This window comes from Nitrosospira sp. CT, from assembly GCF_059489795.1.
Genome location: NZ_JCAHZJ010000071.1, coordinates 1 through 17,823 on the forward strand (window position 1 = coordinate 1; position 17,823 = coordinate 17,823).

15 protein-coding genes and 1 tRNA gene are annotated in these 17,823 nt (G+C 54.1%); all 16 read left to right on the forward strand.

The window, feature by feature from the left end; translation table 11 throughout:
• Positions 1-120 (forward strand): EF-Tu C-terminal domain-related protein (locus AC52W5_RS13265; protein WP_495670759.1); only part of this gene is annotated, 120 nt, incomplete at its 5' end.
• A gap of 110 nt (positions 121-230) precedes the next feature.
• Positions 231-306: transfer RNA gene (locus AC52W5_RS13270), tRNA-Trp, on the forward strand.
• Positions 307-471: 165 nt separating this feature from the next.
• Positions 472-816: a preprotein translocase subunit SecE gene (gene secE / locus AC52W5_RS13275; protein WP_074971997.1), complete on the forward strand. Its 345-nt coding sequence runs from the start codon at positions 472-474 to the stop codon at positions 814-816.
• The gene (gene nusG, locus AC52W5_RS13280; protein WP_074971995.1) at positions 816-1,349 is read left to right on the forward strand and encodes a transcription termination/antitermination protein NusG; all 534 of its coding nucleotides are present in this window, start codon (positions 816-818) and stop codon (positions 1,347-1,349) included. The genes secE and nusG overlap by 1 nt, the downstream gene beginning before the upstream one ends.
• 110 nt (positions 1,350-1,459) lie before the next feature.
• Complete coding sequence (gene rplK / locus AC52W5_RS13285; protein WP_011380112.1) at positions 1,460-1,891, forward strand: 50S ribosomal protein L11; 432 nt, start codon at positions 1,460-1,462, stop codon at positions 1,889-1,891.
• Between the two features lies 1 nt (position 1,892).
• Positions 1,893-2,585: a 50S ribosomal protein L1 gene (rplA, locus tag AC52W5_RS13290; protein WP_495671337.1), complete on the forward strand. Its 693-nt coding sequence runs from the start codon at positions 1,893-1,895 to the stop codon at positions 2,583-2,585.
• 424 nt (positions 2,586-3,009) lie between these two features.
• A complete protein-coding gene (gene rplJ, locus AC52W5_RS13295; protein WP_495671338.1) occupies positions 3,010-3,534 on the forward strand; it encodes a 50S ribosomal protein L10 in 525 nt (174 codons plus the stop codon).
• A 78-nt stretch (positions 3,535-3,612) separates the two neighbouring features.
• The gene (gene rplL, locus AC52W5_RS13300; protein ID WP_011380115.1) at positions 3,613-3,993 is read left to right on the forward strand and encodes a 50S ribosomal protein L7/L12; all 381 of its coding nucleotides are present in this window, start codon (positions 3,613-3,615) and stop codon (positions 3,991-3,993) included.
• 168 nt (positions 3,994-4,161) lie between these two features.
• Positions 4,162-8,235: a DNA-directed RNA polymerase subunit beta gene (gene rpoB / locus AC52W5_RS13305; protein WP_495671339.1), complete on the forward strand. Its 4,074-nt coding sequence runs from the start codon at positions 4,162-4,164 to the stop codon at positions 8,233-8,235.
• Between the two features lie 102 nt (positions 8,236-8,337).
• On the forward strand, positions 8,338-12,564 hold the full coding sequence (gene rpoC, locus AC52W5_RS13310; RefSeq protein ID WP_495671340.1) for a DNA-directed RNA polymerase subunit beta': 4,227 nt from the start codon (positions 8,338-8,340) through the stop codon (positions 12,562-12,564).
• Between the two features lie 89 nt (positions 12,565-12,653).
• Positions 12,654-14,063, forward strand: coding sequence for a class-III pyridoxal-phosphate-dependent aminotransferase (locus AC52W5_RS13315; protein ID WP_133668247.1), 1,410 nt, complete (start codon positions 12,654-12,656; stop codon positions 14,061-14,063).
• A 193-nt stretch (positions 14,064-14,256) separates the two neighbouring features.
• Positions 14,257-14,394, forward strand: coding sequence for a hypothetical protein (locus tag AC52W5_RS13320; RefSeq protein WP_495671341.1), 138 nt, complete (start codon positions 14,257-14,259; stop codon positions 14,392-14,394).
• Positions 14,395-14,532: 138 nt separating this feature from the next.
• On the forward strand, positions 14,533-14,910 hold the full coding sequence (rpsL, locus tag AC52W5_RS13325; RefSeq protein WP_011380119.1) for a 30S ribosomal protein S12: 378 nt from the start codon (positions 14,533-14,535) through the stop codon (positions 14,908-14,910).
• A gap of 88 nt (positions 14,911-14,998) precedes the next feature.
• Positions 14,999-15,469, forward strand: coding sequence for a 30S ribosomal protein S7 (gene rpsG, locus AC52W5_RS13330; RefSeq protein ID WP_011380120.1), 471 nt, complete (start codon positions 14,999-15,001; stop codon positions 15,467-15,469).
• A 130-nt stretch (positions 15,470-15,599) separates the two neighbouring features.
• Positions 15,600-17,690, forward strand: coding sequence for an elongation factor G (gene fusA, locus AC52W5_RS13335; protein ID WP_495671342.1), 2,091 nt, complete (start codon positions 15,600-15,602; stop codon positions 17,688-17,690).
• A 24-nt stretch (positions 17,691-17,714) separates the two neighbouring features.
• A partial coding sequence (locus tag AC52W5_RS13340; RefSeq protein WP_495670593.1) for a GTP-binding protein occupies positions 17,715-17,823 on the forward strand: 109 nt, incomplete at its 3' end.

The following is a 17,823-nucleotide window of genomic DNA, read 5'->3' on the forward strand; positions in this document are numbered from 1 at the left end:
AATGTGTCGGTGACGGTAAACCTGATTGCGCCGATTGCGATGGAAGAAGGCCTGCGTTTTGCGATTCGTGAAGGCGGCAGGACCGTTGGCGCAGGTGTCGTGGCAAAAATTATCGAATAGCGTCTTGCCCGAGGTCGACTCCATCGTTGAAGAGCCTTGCACTCAGAAAGAGGCTTGCATTCATATGAACTCAGGTGAGTCTTTCATTTTTTTGTCTTTGTTCAAAGTACAGGCCAGTAGCTCAATTGGCAGAGCGTCGGTCTCCAAAACCGAAGGTTGGGGGTTCGATGCCCTCCTGGCCTGCCATCAGGAAATGTCATTTCAAAATCATCAATAACTGCATGTTTCCAGGGGAAGCAAGGCCTCGTAATACGTCGTGGTATCAGGTTGTGCAGTGAGGTCGCGCATGAATTTTGCTCGCGCACCGCTTCGTCTGCTGGCAGGCATTAAAAGGCAGAGTGGGATAGGTTAGTGGATAAGATCAAGTTGGGATTCGCGCTTCTGCTGCTGATTGCAGGTATTGCCGGATTTTATTACCTGAGCGATAACGCAATGGTAATTCGCGTCATTTCAGTTCTCGGAGGCCTCGTTCTTGCGACCGTGGTGGTGTCGTTTACCACTCAGGGCAAGCAGTTTTACGCGTTCAGCAGGGAATCGTGGGAAGAGACCAAGAAGGTGGTATGGCCGAACCGGAAGGAAACGGTGCAGACGACGGGTATCGTTTTTGCCTTCGTTCTGGTAATGGCCATGTTCCTGTGGATGATAGACGCAGGCCTGCTGCTGGCGGTGAAATATCTCATGGGACAGGAAGGGTGATGGATAAGAAGTGGTATGTGGTTCATGCCTACTCCGGTTTCGAGAAGAGTGTGCAGCGTACGCTGAAGGAGCGGATCAGTCGCGCTGGAATGCTGGACAAGTTCGGACAGATACTCGTTCCTGTGGAAGAAGTCATCGAGATGAAAGCAGGACAGAAAAATCTCAGCGAACGGAAATTTTTCCCGGGCTATGTGCTGGTCGAGATGGAGATGACCGACGAAACATGGCACCTGGTCAAAAATACGCCGAAGGTGACGGGCTTCATTGGCGGTACGGCCATGAATCCTACGCCTATCAGCGAGAAGGAAGTGCAGAACATTCTCCATCAGATTCAGGAGGGGGTGGAAAAACCCAAGCCCAAGATTCTTTTCGAAACGGGCGAGGCGGTGCGTGTCAAGGAAGGACCATTTACGGACTTTCACGGCAACGTGGAAGACGTCAATTACGACAAAAGCAAGCTCCGGGTTTCAGTGTCCATTTTTGGACGTCCCACACCTGTGGAACTGGATTTCAGCCAGGTCGAGAAAGCCTAGGGCAGTAAAGGTTTCCGGAAGCACCGGAAGGCCTCGGTCACATATTGCATATCGCATATTATTAAACGGGGAGAGCCTCAAAGGCTCGTTTGAACCCGATAGGAGAGCAAATGGCAAAGAAAATAGTCGGCTATATCAAGTTGCAGGTGCCGGCGGGGAAGGCAAATCCCAGCCCGCCAATAGGACCCGCTCTGGGGCAGCGGGGACTCAATATCATGGAGTTCTGCAAGGCATTCAATGCGGCAACGCAGAAAATGGAAGTCGGCCTGCCGGTTCCGGTCGTCATAACGGCCTATGCCGACAAGAGCTTCACCTTCACCATGAAGACCACACCCGCTACCGTGCTGATAAAGAAGGCAGCGGGAGTGGGCAAGGGAAGCGCGAAACCCCATACGGATAAGATAGGGCGGTTGACACGGAAGCAAATGGAAGAAATCGCCCAGATAAAGATGCCGGATCTGACTGCCGCAGACATGGACGCGGCAGTTCGCACCATTGCGGGTAGTGCTCGCAGCATGGGTATAGAAGTGGAGGGCGCATAACATGGCGCGCATATCCAAACGTCTCAAGGCGATCTCGGAAAAAGTGGATCGCACAAGATATTACCCGTTGCAGGATGCACTCAATCTTGTCAGGGAAACAGCGATCGCGAAGTTCGACGAGTCCATCGATGTGGCCGTTAATCTTGGGATAGACGCAAAAAAATCTGACCAGGCAGTGCGTGGGTCTGTGGTGTTGCCTGCGGGGACGGGAAAGTCCGTGCGGGTGGCTGTATTCGCGCAGGGCGACAAGGCCCGCGAAGCGGCAGCAGCGGGGGCGGATATTGTCGGCTTTGAAGACCTCGCCGAGCAGATCAAGGCGGGCAATATCGAATTCGATGTGGCTATCGCCAGTCCCGATGCAATGCGTGTTGTAGGGCAACTGGGGCAGATACTCGGTCCACGCGGCTTGATGCCAAATCCCAAGGTGGGAACGGTAACGCCGGATGTGGCCGGTGCGGTAAGAAACGCGAAAGCCGGTCAAGTTCAGTATCGCGCCGACAAAGGGGGTATCGTACAGTGCACCATCGGACGAGCCTCGTTCACGGTGGATGCCCTGACCCAGAATATGATGGCGCTGATCGATGCGCTCAATAAATCCAAGCCTGCTGCATCCAAAGGCATCTATCTAAGGAAAATATCAGTCTCGAGCACAATGGGAATAGGCGTGCGCGTGGATCAGACAAGCATGCGATAGGTGCATGCGCTGGATTCCCTGTTTATAAATATTGTAAGACTTTGGGCCGTCGGGAAAGGCAGGACGCTTTTCCGGCGGGTTATCAAAGACCGCTGGGGTATTGGCATGGCAGGCGAGGTGACTCGCTCAATCTGTTGCTCAGTTTATTATTGAGTGAGCCATTGTCCAAAACTTAATCTGCATGGTGAAGGGGCTTGCAGCCGGTGTTCCATGCCGGGCTGCACTTTCCGTATTTCCCTGCTACCCAGCGCAGATGGCGTACCCAGAAACAGGAAAAGATCCAACTCCTGATTTAAGGTCGCCGGTTTCGCGGTGTGAGATCAGGTACGGGGGAGGAGGTCAGAATCTCGGGTCAATCCGAAGTTAAGCTTCCCAATCCAGCATACCACACTTACCGCCGCATTTTAACTGATGGAGAAGTACCTTGAGTCTAAATTTAGATGAGAAAAAAGCGGTGGTCGCCGAGGTGAGCGCGCAGGTAGCCAAAGCGCAGGCCATCATCATCGCGGAGTACCGCGGGCTGGGGGTCGGCCATATGACGCAGTTGCGGGCGAAGGCACGGCAGTCGGGAATATATTTCCGGGTGCTTAAAAACTCGCTGGCACGCAGAGCGGTTTCGGATACCCCGTTTTCCGGATTGTCCGAGCATATGGTGGGGCCTCTCGCTTACGGCATTAGCAGCGATCCGGTGGCGGCGGCCAAGGTGCTGCATGAGTTTTCGAAAGGCAACGACAAACTGGTGATCAAGGCTGGCGCCATGGCAAACCATGTGATTTCCAGCAGTGAGATTGCCAGTCTGGCCTCTCTGCCAAGTCGCGAGGAGCTTCTTGCCAAGCTGCTGGGCACGATGCAGGCGCCTGTCGCCAATTTTGTGCGGACCTTGAATGAAGTTCCCGCACGTTTTGTTCGTGGCCTCGCTGCTGTTCGCGACCAGAAAGAAACCGCTTAATCCGGGGCCCAGTCGCTTTAAGTTACTTTGGGACCGTTACACCATCATAGTTATTGGATTAATTATCAGGAGAAAATCATGGCTATAGCCAAAGCAGAAATTTTGGATGCGATTGCAAATATGACTGTGCTGGAGCTTTCCCAGCTCATCAAAGAAATGGAAGAGAAGTTCGGTGTTTCCGCTGCCGCTGCCGCAGTTGTGGCAGCGGCGCCCGCAGCAGGCGCCGCGGCGGCACCCGCAGAGGAACAAACTGAATTTACCGTGATGCTGACCGCAGTGGGTGAAAGCAAGGTAAATGTGATCAAGGTGGTGCGTGCCGTTACCGGGCTTGGCTTGAAAGAAGCAAAAGATCTGGTGGACGGCGCACCCAAGCCAGTCAAGGAAGGTATTGCCAAAGCGGATGCGGAAGCCATCCAGAAGCAGCTTGCTGAAGCAGGCGCCACTGCTGAAATCAAATAAAAGAAAAACAGTAAGAAAAGCCGGCGGCATTACTCATGCCGCCGGTTCTGGCGTTTTTTTGGATTTTGATGGCGTGTTTTGTGCGGCAGAACACCAAGTGCGCTAGCCAAAACAAGTACCCTATTCTCTATTTTCTGTCAATCCATCTTCTGATCTCCCGGAGATTCCATGAGTTATTCGTTTACCGAGAAAAAACGTATTCGTAAAAGTTTCGCCAAGCGTGCAAGCGTCTTGCCGATTCCCTTTCTTCTCGCTACGCAAATCGAATCTTACGCTGCTTTCCTGCAAGCCAGTGTCGACCCCGATAAACGCGCTCCGGAGGGATTGCAAGCCGCCTTCCTGTCGATCTTCCCGATCGAGAGCCATTCCAGGAATGCACGCCTCGATTTCGTCAACTACGTACTCGGTGTACCTCCTTTCGACGTGAAGGAGTGTCAACAACGTGGTCTTACCTATGCTTCTCCCCTGCGGGCGAAGGTGCGCTTGACCATTATGGATAAGGAGGCGTCCAAACCGACCGTCAGGGAAGTAAAGGAGCAGGAGGTTTACATGGGCGAGATTCCGCTCATGACGAACACTGGTTCATTTGTGATTAACGGCACTGAACGCGTGATCGTGTCCCAGTTGCATCGTTCGCCCGGAGTGTTTTTCGAGCACGATCGCGGTAAAACGCATTCATCCGGTAAATTGCTTTTTTCCGCCCGTATCATCCCTTACCGCGGTTCCTGGCTTGATTTTGAGTTTGATCCCAAGGATTACCTCTATTTTCGGGTCGACAGGCGCCGCAAAATGCCTATTACCGTATTGCTGAAGGCCATTGGATACACGCCCGAGCAGATCCTGGAGAATTTCTTTTCTTTTGACTCTTTCCATATATCGCGGAAAAGTATTCTTTTTGAACTGTTACCGGAGCGTTTGCGGGGTGATACCGCGCGCTTCGATATCCTGTCGAAAAACGGCAAGGTCATCGTCCAGAAGGACAAGCGCATTACTGTGAAGCATGTGCGCGAAATGCAGCAGGCCGGCATAGACAGGCTTGAGGTGCCGGAAGATTTCCTGTTGGGGCGGGTGCTGGGCCACAACGTAGTGGATAAGGAAACGGGAGAAATTCTAGCGCTTGCCAATGATGAGATTACGGAAACCTTGCTGGGCAAGCTGCGGGATGCCGATGTGGAAGAGATCCGTACGATTTATACCAATGATCTCGATCAGGGCGCATATATATCGCAAACTCTCAAGATAGACGAAACCGCAGATGAGATGGCGGCGCAGGTTGCAATCTACCGCATGATGCGCCCGGGTGAACCCCCTACTGAGGAGGCAGTCAAAGCGCTCTTCACCGGATTGTTCTATGCCCCCGAACGCTATGACCTCTCAGTGGTCGGGCGAATGAAATTCAATCGCAGGGTCGGTAAGACCGAGCTGGATGGACCGACCACGCTATCCAACGAAGATATCATTGCGGTGATCAGGATTCTGGTGGAACTCCGTAACGGTCGTGGGGAAATTGATGATATCGATCACCTGGGCAATCGTCGCGTACGCTCCGTCGGTGAATTGGCGGAAAACCAGTTTCGCTCCGGCCTGGTGAGGGTCGAAAGAGCAGTAAAAGAGCGCCTGAGCCAGGCTGAATCAGAGAATCTGATGCCTCATGACTTGATCAATGCCAAGCCGGTATCTGCGGCGGTGCGTGAATTCTTCGGGTCCAGCCAGCTATCGCAATTCATGGACCAGACCAACCCACTCTCTGAAATCACGCACAAACGCCGTGTGTCCGCGCTCGGACCCGGTGGCCTGACGCGCGAGAGGGCGGGGTTTGAGGTACGTGACGTGCACCCGACTCACTATGGGCGGGTATGTCCGATCGAAACGCCAGAAGGTCCCAACATTGGTTTGATCAACTCGCTGGCGTTATATGCCCAGACCAATGAATACGGCTTTATGGAAACGCCTTATCGCAAGGTAACAAACGGTCTGGTCACTGATGAGATTCATTTTCTTTCAGCCATTGAGGAGGGGCAATATGTAATTGCCCAGGCAAACGCCGAACTGGATGGAGACGGCAGGTTCACCAATGACATCGTTTCCTGTCGCCATAAGAACGAGTTTACCCTGGCGACCCCTGACCGGATTGAATACATGGACGTAGCGCCTGCACAGATTGTCTCGGTCGCTGCCTCGCTGATTCCTTTCCTGGAGCATGATGACGCCAATCGGGCATTGATGGGCTCCAACATGCAGCGGCAGGCGGTGCCCTGCCTGCGCGCCGAGAAACCTCTGGTCGGAACGGGAATCGAGCGCGTCGTTGCTGTAGACTCCGGCACCGCGGTAAAAGCGGTGCGGGGCGGCGTGGTGGATTATGTTGACGCGGGGCGTATCGTGGTGCGGGTGCACGACGTCGAGACCCGTGCGGGTGAAGTGGGCGTAGACATCTACAACCTCACGAAATATACGCGCTCAAACCAGAACACCAATATCAACCAGCGGCCGCTGGTGAAGGTGGGCGACGTGATCGCGCGCGGAGATGTGGTAGCGGACGGTGCTTCCACCGACAAGGGTGAACTCGCGCTGGGGCAGAACATGCTGGTCGCGTTTATGCCGTGGACCGGTTACAACTTCGAAGATTCCATTCTCATTTCCGAGCGTATTGTGGCGGATGATCGCTTTACCTCCATTCATATCGAAGAATTGTCGGTGGTAAGCCGCGATACAAAGCTTGGAACCGAAGAAATTACCGGCGATATTTCAAACCTCTCGGAGGCACAGCTAGGCCGTCTGGATGCTTCAGGCATTGTGCATATCGGAGCCGAGGTGGAAGCCGGTGATGTACTGGTGGGTAAAGTGACGCCCAAGGGTGAGACTCAGCTTACTCCGGAAGAAAAACTGTTGCGCGCAATTTTTGGCGAGAAAGCTTCGGATGTGAAGGATACTTCCCTGCGAGTGCCGTCCGGCATCTCCGGAACGGTGATCGATGTACAGGTCTTTACCCGGGAAGGTATCGAACGGGACAAGCGTGCGCAGCAAATCATTGACGATGAGTTGAAGCGGTACAAGAAAGATCTGGCCGATCAGATGCGAATCGTGGAAGCTGACGCATTTGTCCGGATCGAGCGCCTGCTCATCGGCAAGATTGTCACAGGCGGCCCCAAGAAGCTTGCTAAAGGTGCGGCCATCACGAAGGAATATCTGGAAAGCAACGACCCGCACCATTGGTTTGACATACGGCTGGCGGATGAAGGGGCGAGCGTACAGCTCGAACAGATCGAAGAGGGGCTGGCGCAAAAACGCAAGGCATTCGATGCGGCCTTCGAGGAGAAGAAAAAGAAGCTCACCCAGGGCGATGAGCTGCCCCCAGGCGTGCAGAAAATGGTCAAGGTATACGTTGCGGTGAAGCGGCGCCTTCAGCCGGGAGACAAAATGGCCGGTCGTCACGGCAATAAGGGTGTCATTTCGAAGATCGTGCCGGTGGAGGATATGCCTTATATGGCCGATGGCACCCCCGTGGACGTGGTGCTGAATCCGTTGGGCGTGCCGTCACGCATGAACGTGGGGCAGATCCTGGAGACGCATCTCGGCTGGGCGGCCAAAGGTCTGGGACAGAAGATCGGCGAAATGCTGCGCGCAGGCAAGGAGGCCGCCGAGCTTCGAGCCTTTCTTGACAAGATATATAACACCAGTGGAAAACCGGAAGATATCGCCTCCTTGACCGACGGGGAAATCGTGGATTTGGCGGGAAACCTCCAGGATGGAGTGCCCTTTGCCACGCCGGTATTTGATGGCGCCACGGAGCAGGAAATCAAGGACATGCTCGAACTTGCCGGTTTGCCGCGTTCGGGACAGGTGAACCTTTATGACGGCCGGACGGGGGAGGCCTTCGATCGCCCGGTTACTGTCGGTTACATGCATGTGTTGAAGTTGCACCACTTGGTGGACGACAAGATGCACGCCCGTTCAACCGGCCCCTACAGTCTGGTCACTCAGCAGCCGCTCGGAGGCAAAGCCCAGTTCGGCGGCCAGCGTTTCGGAGAAATGGAGGTATGGGCGCTCGAAGCGTATGGTTCTGCCTATACGCTGCAGGAAATGCTGACAGTCAAGTCGGACGATGTGAACGGGCGCACGAAAGTATACGAGAGCATTGTGAAGGGCGACCACAAGATCGATGCGGGCATGCCCGAATCCTTCAACGTGCTGGTGAAGGAAATCCGGTCGTTGGCCATGGATATCGACTTGGAGCGGCATTAGCAATTTTTATTCTGGAGGTACGAGAATCCGATACCTTTTTGCTGCCTTTGTTTTTTCACCGGATAGTTTTTTGCATAGACCCCTGAACAACAGGAGTGACAAATGAAAGCACTGCTTGATTTATTCAAACAGGTTACCCAGAAAGAAGAGTTCGATTCGATCAAGATCGGTCTGGCTTCTCCCGAGAAAATACGTTCCTGGTCCTATGGTGAGGTGAAGAAGCCGGAAACCATCAATTATCGTACGTTCAAGCCCGAGCGAGACGGCCTGTTCTGCGCAAAAATATTCGGTCCGGTAAAGGATTACGAGTGCCTTTGCGGAAAGTACAAGCGTTTGAAACATCGCGGCGTGATCTGCGAGAAATGTGGTGTCGAGGTCACGTTATCCAAAGTGCGGCGCGAACGCATGGGTCATATCGAACTGGCATCGCCGGTGGCGCACATCTGGTTCCTGAAATCCCTGCCATCCAGGTTGGGGATGGTGCTGGATATGACCTTGCGCGACATAGAGCGGGTGCTCTATTTCGAGGCGTATGTAGTAACGGATCCGGGCCTGACGCCTCTCCAGCGATGCCAGTTGCTGACAGATGACGATTACCGGGCTAAAACCGAGGAATACGGGGATGATTTCCGTGCCAGTATGGGGGCGGAAGGTATTCGTGATCTATTGAATACCCTGAATATTCGTGTAGAAATCGATAATCTTCGCCGCGAAATGGGAACGACCGGCTCCGAAACGAAGATGAAGAAGATTTCGAAGCGCCTGAAAGTGTTGGAGGCATTCAGCAAATCCGGCATCAAACCGGAATGGATGATTCTGGCGGTGCTGCCCGTGCTGCCTCCCGAACTGCGGCCATTGGTGCCGCTGGATGGAGGACGTTTTGCGACTTCCGATCTCAACGATTTGTATCGTCGCGTCATTAACCGCAATAACCGCTTGAAACGTTTGCTCGAACTGAAGGCGCCGGAAATTATCGTGCGCAACGAGAAGCGCATGCTGCAGGAAGCGGTGGATTCACTACTGGATAACGGCCGTCGCGGCAAAGCCATGACGGGCGCCAACAAACGCCCGCTGAAATCGCTTGCGGACATGATCAAGGGCAAGGGCGGGCGCTTCCGCCAGAACCTGCTTGGGAAACGCGTGGATTATTCCGGACGGTCGGTTATCGTGGTGGGGCCGCAGCTCAAGCTGCACCAGTGCGGTTTGCCCAAGAAAATGGCCCTGGAATTATTCAAACCGTTTATCTTCAACAAGCTGGAGATAATGGGTATCGCCAGCACGATAAAGGCTGCGAAACGTGAGGTCGAAAACGAAAGCCCGATCGTGTGGGACATCCTGGAAGATGTCATTCGTGAGCATCCTGTAATGCTGAATCGGGCGCCGACCTTGCATCGGCTGGGTATTCAGGCGTTTGAGCCGGTCCTGATAGAAGGCAAGGCCATCCAACTGCATCCGTTGGTATGTGCCGCTTTCAACGCGGACTTTGACGGCGATCAGATGGCGGTCCACGTGCCGCTTTCGCTGGAAGCGCAAATGGAGTGCCGCACGCTGATGATGTCGACCAACAACGTCTTGTCACCCGCTAACGGCGAACCCATTATCGTGCCGTCACAGGACATCGTGCTGGGACTGTACTCCACCACGCGCGAGAAGGTCAATGCGCGGGGTGAGGGTATGTATTTCGCCAATATCAGCGAAGTTTCCCGTGCGTACGAGAACCGTGTTATCGAACTGAATGCCCGGATTTCCGTGAGGATCCCCGAATACGAGCTGGCCGCGGATGGAGAGCGGCGCGAGAAGATCACGCGGTATGAAACCACGGTAGGGCGCGCATTATTATCAGAGATTCTCCCTGCCGGGCTGCCTTTCCCGCTGATCAACAAGGTGCTCAAGAAAAAAGAAATCTCCAAGCTCATCAATGCAAGCTTCCGCCGCTGCGGCCTGCGCGAAACCGTGATTTTTGCCGATAAGCTGATGTATGCCGGTTTCAGCTATGCGACGCGCGCCGGGATTTCGATCTGCCTGGACGATATGCTTACCCCCGCGCAGAAGGATGCAATCATCAGTGCCTCCGAGAAGGAAGTGCAGGAGATCGAACTCCAGTATACGTCCGGTCTTGTCACCCAGGGTGAACGTTACAACAAGGTCGTGGACATATGGGGCCGCGCCGGCGACCAGGTTGCAAAGGCAATGATGGACCAGCTCGGGGTCGAGCCGATCATCGATCCGGAAACTGGGGCCCCTAAAACGGGCGAGTCAGGAAAGCCGCTGATTCAGGAATCGTTCAATTCTATCTATATGATGGCGGATTCGGGCGCTCGCGGTTCTGCTGCCCAGATCCGTCAATTGGCAGGAATGCGCGGCCTGATGGCCAAGCCGGATGGTTCAATCATCGAAACGCCCATCACGGCTAATTTCCGCGAAGGATTGAACGTCTTGCAGTACTTTATTTCCACTCACGGTGCGCGCAAGGGTCTGGCCGATACGGCGCTGAAGACGGCTAACTCAGGCTATCTTACCCGCCGGCTTGTCGATGTGACACAGGATCTGGTCGTAACCCAGGAGGACTGTGGCACCAGTAACGGGGTGGTGATGAAGGCATTGGTCGAAGGTGGCGAGGTCATCGAAGCGTTGCGCGAACGTATCCTCGGCCGTGTAGTGGTCAATGATATTATCAATCCGGAGCATCAGGCCGTGATTTACCCGGCAGGCATGCTGCTGGATGAAAATGCAGTGGATGCCATTGAGATGCTGGGTATAGATGAAGTGAAGGTCCGCACCCCGCTTACCTGTGAAACCCGTTATGGCCTGTGTGCCAAATGTTATGGACGCGATCTGGGACGCGGCACACCGGTCAATGTTGGCGAAGCAGTGGGCGTGATCGCAGCTCAATCGATCGGTGAGCCTGGCACTCAGCTGACCATGCGCACTTTCCATATCGGAGGGGCGGCTTCCCGAACAGCGGTCGCAAGTCAGGTCGAGAGCAAATCCAATGGTGTTGTGCGGTATTCACCGAGCATGCGCTATGTAACCAATGCGCGTAACGAACTGATCGCGATTTCCCGTAGCGGCGAAGTAGTGATTCAGGATGACAACGGGCGTGAGCGGGAACGGCACAAGGCGCCGTACGGCGCGACCTTGCTGATTCGTGACGGAGAAGCCGTGAAAGCTGGGCAGGTGCTGGCGGCATGGGATCCGCACACGCGTCCAATCATTACTGAATACTCTGGCAAGGTCCGCTTCGAGAACGTGGAAGAAGGCGTGACCGTGGCCAAGCAGATAGATGAAGTAACCGGTTTGTCCACGCTGGTGGTGATCGATCCGAAGCGCCGTGGGGTGGTGCAAACGAAGGGATTGCGCCCGATGGTGAAGCTCCTGGATGACGAGGGCAAGGAGGTGCTGGCGGGCAGTAATTTACCGGTTCACATCACCTTCCAGGTGGGTTCCATCATCACTGTTCGGGATGGGCAGCAGGTCAGTGTCGGTGAGGTTCTCGCGCGTATTCCGCAGGAAAGCTCGAAAACGCGGGACATTACGGGTGGCTTGCCTCGCGTTGCGGAATTGTTCGAAGCGCGTTCCCCAAAGGATGCGGGCGTACTGGCAGAAGTCACCGGAATCGTGTCCTTCGGCAAGGACACCAAGGGCAAGCAACGGCTGGTCATCACGGACCTGGATGGAGTGTCGCACGAATATCTCATTCCCAAGGACAAGCACGTGACTGCTCACGATGGGCAGGTGGTGAACAAGGGAGAAAGTATCGTCGACGGTCCTGCCGATCCACACGATATTCTCCGTCTCCTGGGGGTGGAAGCGCTGGCGCGCTATATTACCGACGAGGTGCAGGATGTGTACCGCTTGCAGGGCGTCAAGATCAACGACAAGCACATCGAGGTGATAGTGCGCCAGATGCTGCGCCGTGTGCAGATCGTGGATTCCGGCGATACGCGCTTCATTCCGGGTGAACAGGTTGAACGCGCCGAAATGCTTGCGGAAAACGAACAGATTGAATTAGAGGACAAGAAGCCAGCAACCTATGAATATATGCTGCTCGGCATCACTAAAGCCTCACTTTCCACCGACTCGTTCATTTCCGCGGCCTCGTTCCAGGAAACTACACGGGTGCTGACCGAAGCGGCGATCATGGGCAAGAAGGATGACCTGCGGGGGCTGAAAGAAAATGTTATTGTAGGACGCCTTATTCCCGCAGGTACGGGTTTGGCCTTTCACAATACCCGCAAGAAGCAGCGCCTCATGCTGGATACCGGCGAAACGCCTCCTTTGAGTGAGGAAGAGACAGGAGAAATTAGAAACAGTGGATACGCTGTCTGAAAACAGGCGGGGAAAGGGAAGCTCGCGAGCCTCATCCTGCTCACTGGCAATGCTGGCATATAGCCTCTGGTATCTGACGGAATCGAATCATGCCCATCGATATTAATGCCATCATTGCCGAAACTCGCGGCAAAAACTTCGAGCTTTACGAAGAGCATATAAATCCGGTCTTCGTCAAGGTGCTGCGTACACTTGGATTCAACCGAACCTGGGTGAGAGGGGAGGGTGCTTATCTCTGGGATGAGACCGGCACCCGCTATCTCGATTTTCTGACCAACTGGGGTGTTTTCAATTTCGGGCGCCGGCATCCTGCTATCCGTAATGCACTGCAACAGGTAATGGATGCCGAGTTTCCCGGGTGGGTCGGTTTTGATGCTCCGCCGCTTGCCGCGGTACTGGCGCGCGAACTGGTAAAACGAATGCCTCCGGGACTGGATACCGTTTACTTCAGTAACTCCGGTACGGAAGCAATCGAAGCAGCAATCAAGTTTGCACGTGGGTATACAGGTCGGCCCTCTACTGCGCATCTCGCCAAGGCATTTCACGGCTTGACCATGGGGTCCTTGTCACTGAATGGGGAAGCGAGTTTTCGCAGGGGTTTTGAGCCAATGCTTCCCGGCAGCTCAGAAGTGAAAATGGGCGACCTGGCCGGGCTGGAAGCGCGTCTGGCAAAGGGCGATGTCGCAGCCTTCGTCTTTGAGCCGATACAGGGCAAGGGAGTCAATATCGCCAGCGACGAGTACCTGCTGGGTGCGCAGGAGTTATGCCGAAAATACGGCACCTTGATGGTTTGCGACGAAATTCAGTGTGGTATGGGCCGCACGGGGCGTTTTCTGGCCAGTCAATGGGTTCCCGATTTCCGGCCAGACATCGTCTGTCTTTCCAAGGCGCTTTCCGGAGGCTATATTCCAGTCGGCGCGACAATTACCCGACGTGCCGTCTACGATAGCGTTTACGACAGTCTGCATCGTGCGATTGTTCATGCATCCACTTTCGGGATGGGCAATATGGCGATGGTCGCAGCTTTGGCCTCACTCAGTGTCCTGGACGATGAGAAGCTCATGGATCGGGCCATGGTACTTGGGGAGCGTTTCAGGAAAGGAATCGAGGCGATGGTGCCGCGCTTCGAATTTCTCAAGGGAGTGCGGCAGCGCGGGCTCATGATTGCAATCGAGTTTGGCCAGCCGGAATCAATGTCGCTGCGAGCTGCATGGGCAATGGTCAACAAGATGGATGAAAACCTTTTTGCTCAGGCAATCGTTCTTCCGCTTCTTGACGATCATCATATTCTTACCCAGGTAGCAGGCCATGCCATGCCCATTGTCAAGATTCTGCCGCCGCTGAACATCGGCGAGAGCGATGTCGACTGGTTCCTCGCAGCGCTTGAGGATGTCATGATAAAATTGCACAAGTTCCCAGGCCCCGCCTGGGAGGTTTTGAAGAAGCTCGGCAACCATGCGCTGACTGCCAAAAAGCGCGAGGCGCGGGTAACTGCATGAGGTGCATGGCGGGGACATGAACTGGGCCACTCTTTATCGGATTTCTTTGTGTTGGATTCCTGAACAGGTTTGTTGTATTCCTGCATTTGATTGATGTTCTTCAGGAGCTTCACCGCGCAGTCCGCAACTGCTGCACCAGTTGATTTCGACTCGGGACCCTGTTTTGTAATCTGTTTTTGTTTCAAAGCCTCTGATGGGCGCCGAGCAGGATTTTTCCGCTTTGCGTCATTTCGTTCCTGGTAAAAATCACGCGGGCAATGAGATGTTCATCACGGCAGATTCCTGTGATGAGTTCTCATTGCCTATTGAAAACAAAAAGGCTTTAGCTTGACATGGCAAGATAAAGTCCATAGAATTCGCAGTTTTTTAAGCCGCCGGCAGATCGATAGCATGAGCGGCCGGATAGAGAAGTAAGTTTATATTGGCAGCGGGACAGGTAAGTCGCCCTCCCGTTTTTCTGGAAAATAAAATGCCGACAATCAGTCAGTTAGTACGTAAGCCGCGCGCGGCAAAACCTCTGAAAAGCAAAGTTCCCGCATTGGGAAACAGCCCCCAAAAGCGGGGAGTTTGCACACGGGTTTATACCACCACGCCCAAAAAACCGAATTCGGCTTTGCGCAAGGTGGCGCGCGTCCGTTTGACTAACGGCTTCGAGGTATCCAGTTATATCGGTGGAGAAGGCCACAATCTTCAGGAACACTCGGTGGTTTTGATCCGGGGTGGTCGTGTCAAGGATTTGCCGGGCGTGCGCTACCATACTGTACGCGGCAGCCTGGATACTGCCGGAGTCAAGGACCGCAAGCAGGGGCGATCGAAATACGGCGCCAAGAAGCCGAAGTCGGCTTAAAAACAGTTTGAATCCCGACACCACCAGACGATTGATCGGGATTGCCCCGACGATAAAGTAAGCTGAATAATTACGCCAAGGTTAGAAAATGCCAAGACGGAGAGAAGTTCCAAAACGCGAAATTTTACCGGACCCAAAGTACCATAATGCCGAAGTGGCGAAATTTGTCAATGTATTGATGACGCGAGGCAAGAAATCCGTGGCAGAGCGAATTATCTACGGGGCTATGGATCAGATTCACAAGAAGACGGGCAAGGATCCGGTGGAAGTATTTACGCAGGCACTGTCCAATGTCCGCCCAATGGTGGAAGTAAAAAGCCGCCGCGTTGGCGGGGCCAACTACCAGGTTCCGGTAGAAGTCCGGTCGATTCGGCGTAATGCCCTCGCGATGCGGTGGTTACGTGATGCCGCGCGTAAAAGAGCTGAAAAATCCATGGGCGCCCGGTTGGCGGGCGAGCTGGCAGAAGCTGCTGAAGGCAGGGGTGGAGCGGTCAAGAAACGCGAGGAAGTTCATCGTATGGCCGAGGCGAACAAGGCATTTGCGCATTATCGATTCTGACGGCAATGATGGCGCAGGGAAACCTGCCATCATGACCTGGTTTGCCTGATCCAGATTGAAAAGTCCCTGATTTTTAGCTGCCGGGAGCATTGTGCCACCGGCAGTTTTCCAATTTTAAGGCTAGAAAACTGTGGCAAGAAAGACACCTATTGAACGTTACCGAAATATTGGCGTCATGGCGCATATAGACGCCGGAAAAACTACGACCACCGAACGCATCCTGTTCTATACAGGCGTATCGCATAAGCTTGGCGAAGTGCATGACGGTGCGGCTACCATGGACTGGATGGAGCAGGAGCAGGAGCGCGGCATTACAATTACCTCTGCCGCCACCACATGCTTCTGGAAAGGGATGGATCATAATTACCCAGACCATCGCATCAATATCATCGATACGCCGGGCCACGTTGATTTCACTATCGAAGTGGAGAGATCGTTGCGTGTTCTCGATGGCGCCTGCACCGTATTTTGTGCAGTGGGTGGCGTGCAGCCCCAGACCGAGACGGTATGGCGTCAAGCGAACAAATATAAGGTTCCCCGTCTTGCTTTTGTCAACAAGATGGATCGTGCCGGCGCCAATTTTATGCGTGTTTATGAGCAGATACAAAGCCGGCTCAAGGCGCATCCTGTACCCATTCAGTTGCCGATAGGCGCGGAGGACAAATTCGAGGGTGTTGTCGACCTCATCAAGATGAAGGCTATTCATTGGGACGACGCCAGTCAGGGAATGAGATTCGAGGAGCGCGATATCCCCGCGAACATGGCTGAAGATGTCAAATCCTGGCGCGAGAAAATGGTGGAGTCGGCTGCCGAGGCGAATGAAGAATTGATGAACAAATATCTGGAAGAAGGCGACTTGTCGCCTGCGGATATTAAGCAGGGTCTTCGCATTCGTACCCTTGCCAATGAAATCGTACCCATGCTCTGCGGATCCGCCTTCAAGAATAAAGGCGTGCAGGCAATGCTCGATGCCGTACTCGATTATTTGCCGTCCCCAGCCGACATCGAGGCAGTTGACGGCGAAAAAGAGAGTGGCGAGCACGCTGAACGCCATGCGAGTGACGATGAGCCGTTTGCTGGTCTTGCCTTCAAGATTGCCACTGACCCCTATGTGGGCCAATTGATCTTTTTTCGCGTGTATTCAGGAGTTGTAACCTCTGGTGATACCGTTTATAACCCGATCAAGGGGCGCAAGGAGCGGATTGGAAGACTGCTGCAGATGCACGCCAACCAGCGGGAAGAAATCAAGGAAGTCCGCGCGGGGGATATAGCCGCAGCAGTGGGCTTGAAGGAGGCGGTTACCGGGGACACGCTGTGTGATCCTGGTGATGTCATCACCCTGGAGCGCATGGTGTTTCCGGAGCCCGTGATTCACGTCGCGGTGGAACCGAAAACCAAGCTGGATCAGGAAAAAATGGGCATCGCATTGAATCGTCTCGCCCAGGAGGATCCTTCCTTCCGTGTGCGCACCGATGAGGAGTCCGGTCAAACCATCATTTCCGGAATGGGCGAATTGCATCTGGAAATCATTGTGGATCGGATGAAACGCGAATTTGGCGTCGAAGCCAATGTGGGCGCTCCCCAGGTGGCTTATCGGGAAGCAATCCGGAAATTGGTGGAGGTCGAAGGCAAATTCATCAAGCAGTCCGGCGGACGAGGTCAGTATGGTCATGTCTGGATCAAGATGGAGCCGAACGAGGCCGGCAAGGGCTTCGAGTTTGTTGATGCAATCAAGGGTGGAACCGTGCCCAGGGAATATATTCCCGCAGTGCAGAAAGGCCTTGAAGAAACGCTTCCGAATGGCGTGCTGGCAGGTTTTCCGGTGGTGGATGTCAAGGTCACATTGTTCGACGGCTCTTATCATGATGTCGATTCGAATGAAAACGCGTTCAAGATGGCTGCCTCGATTGCATTCAAGGATGGTATGCGCAAGGCCAGTCCTGTATTGCTGGAACCGATGATGTCCGTAGAAGTGGAAACGCCGGCGGACTTCATGGGGAATGTCGTAGGGGACCTGTCCTCACGGCGTGGCATGATTCAGGGCATGGACGATCTGCCCGGCCTCAAGCTGGTGCGTGCAGAAGTGCCGCTGGCGGAAATGTTCGGTTATGCAACTTCGTTACGGTCTGCAACACAGGGTCGGGCCACGTATACGATGGAATTCAAGCATTACGCCGAAGCGCCGAAGAACGTGGCCGAAGCAATCATAAGCAAGAAATAATCGTCATCAAATAAAAGGATCATCATGGCAAAGAGCAAATTTGAGCGGACGAAGCCGCACATCAACGTAGGGACGATAGGACACGTGGACCACGGCAAGACCACGTTGACGGCGGCGATCACGATGGTATTGG

Bases quoted from the DNA above. Each gene is read 5' to 3' on its own strand.
- rplL (WP_011380115.1), top strand. From the start codon at position 3,613: ATGGCTATAGCCAAAGCAGAAATTTTGGATGCGATTGCAAATATGACT.
- rplA (WP_495671337.1), top strand. From the start codon at position 1,893: ATGGCGCGCATATCCAAACGTCTCAAGGCGATCTCGGAAAAAGTGGAT.
- rpoC (WP_495671340.1), top strand. From the start codon at position 8,338: ATGAAAGCACTGCTTGATTTATTCAAACAGGTTACCCAGAAAGAAGAG.
- rpsG (WP_011380120.1), top strand. From the start codon at position 14,999: ATGCCAAGACGGAGAGAAGTTCCAAAACGCGAAATTTTACCGGACCCA.
- rpsL (WP_011380119.1), top strand. From the start codon at position 14,533: ATGCCGACAATCAGTCAGTTAGTACGTAAGCCGCGCGCGGCAAAACCT.
- AC52W5_RS13320 (WP_495671341.1), top strand. From the start codon at position 14,257: ATGGGCGCCGAGCAGGATTTTTCCGCTTTGCGTCATTTCGTTCCTGGT.
- nusG (WP_074971995.1), top strand. From the start codon at position 816: ATGGATAAGAAGTGGTATGTGGTTCATGCCTACTCCGGTTTCGAGAAG.
- rplK (WP_011380112.1), top strand. From the start codon at position 1,460: ATGGCAAAGAAAATAGTCGGCTATATCAAGTTGCAGGTGCCGGCGGGG.
- AC52W5_RS13315 (WP_133668247.1), top strand. From the start codon at position 12,654: ATGCCCATCGATATTAATGCCATCATTGCCGAAACTCGCGGCAAAAAC.
- rpoB (WP_495671339.1), top strand. From the start codon at position 4,162: ATGAGTTATTCGTTTACCGAGAAAAAACGTATTCGTAAAAGTTTCGCC.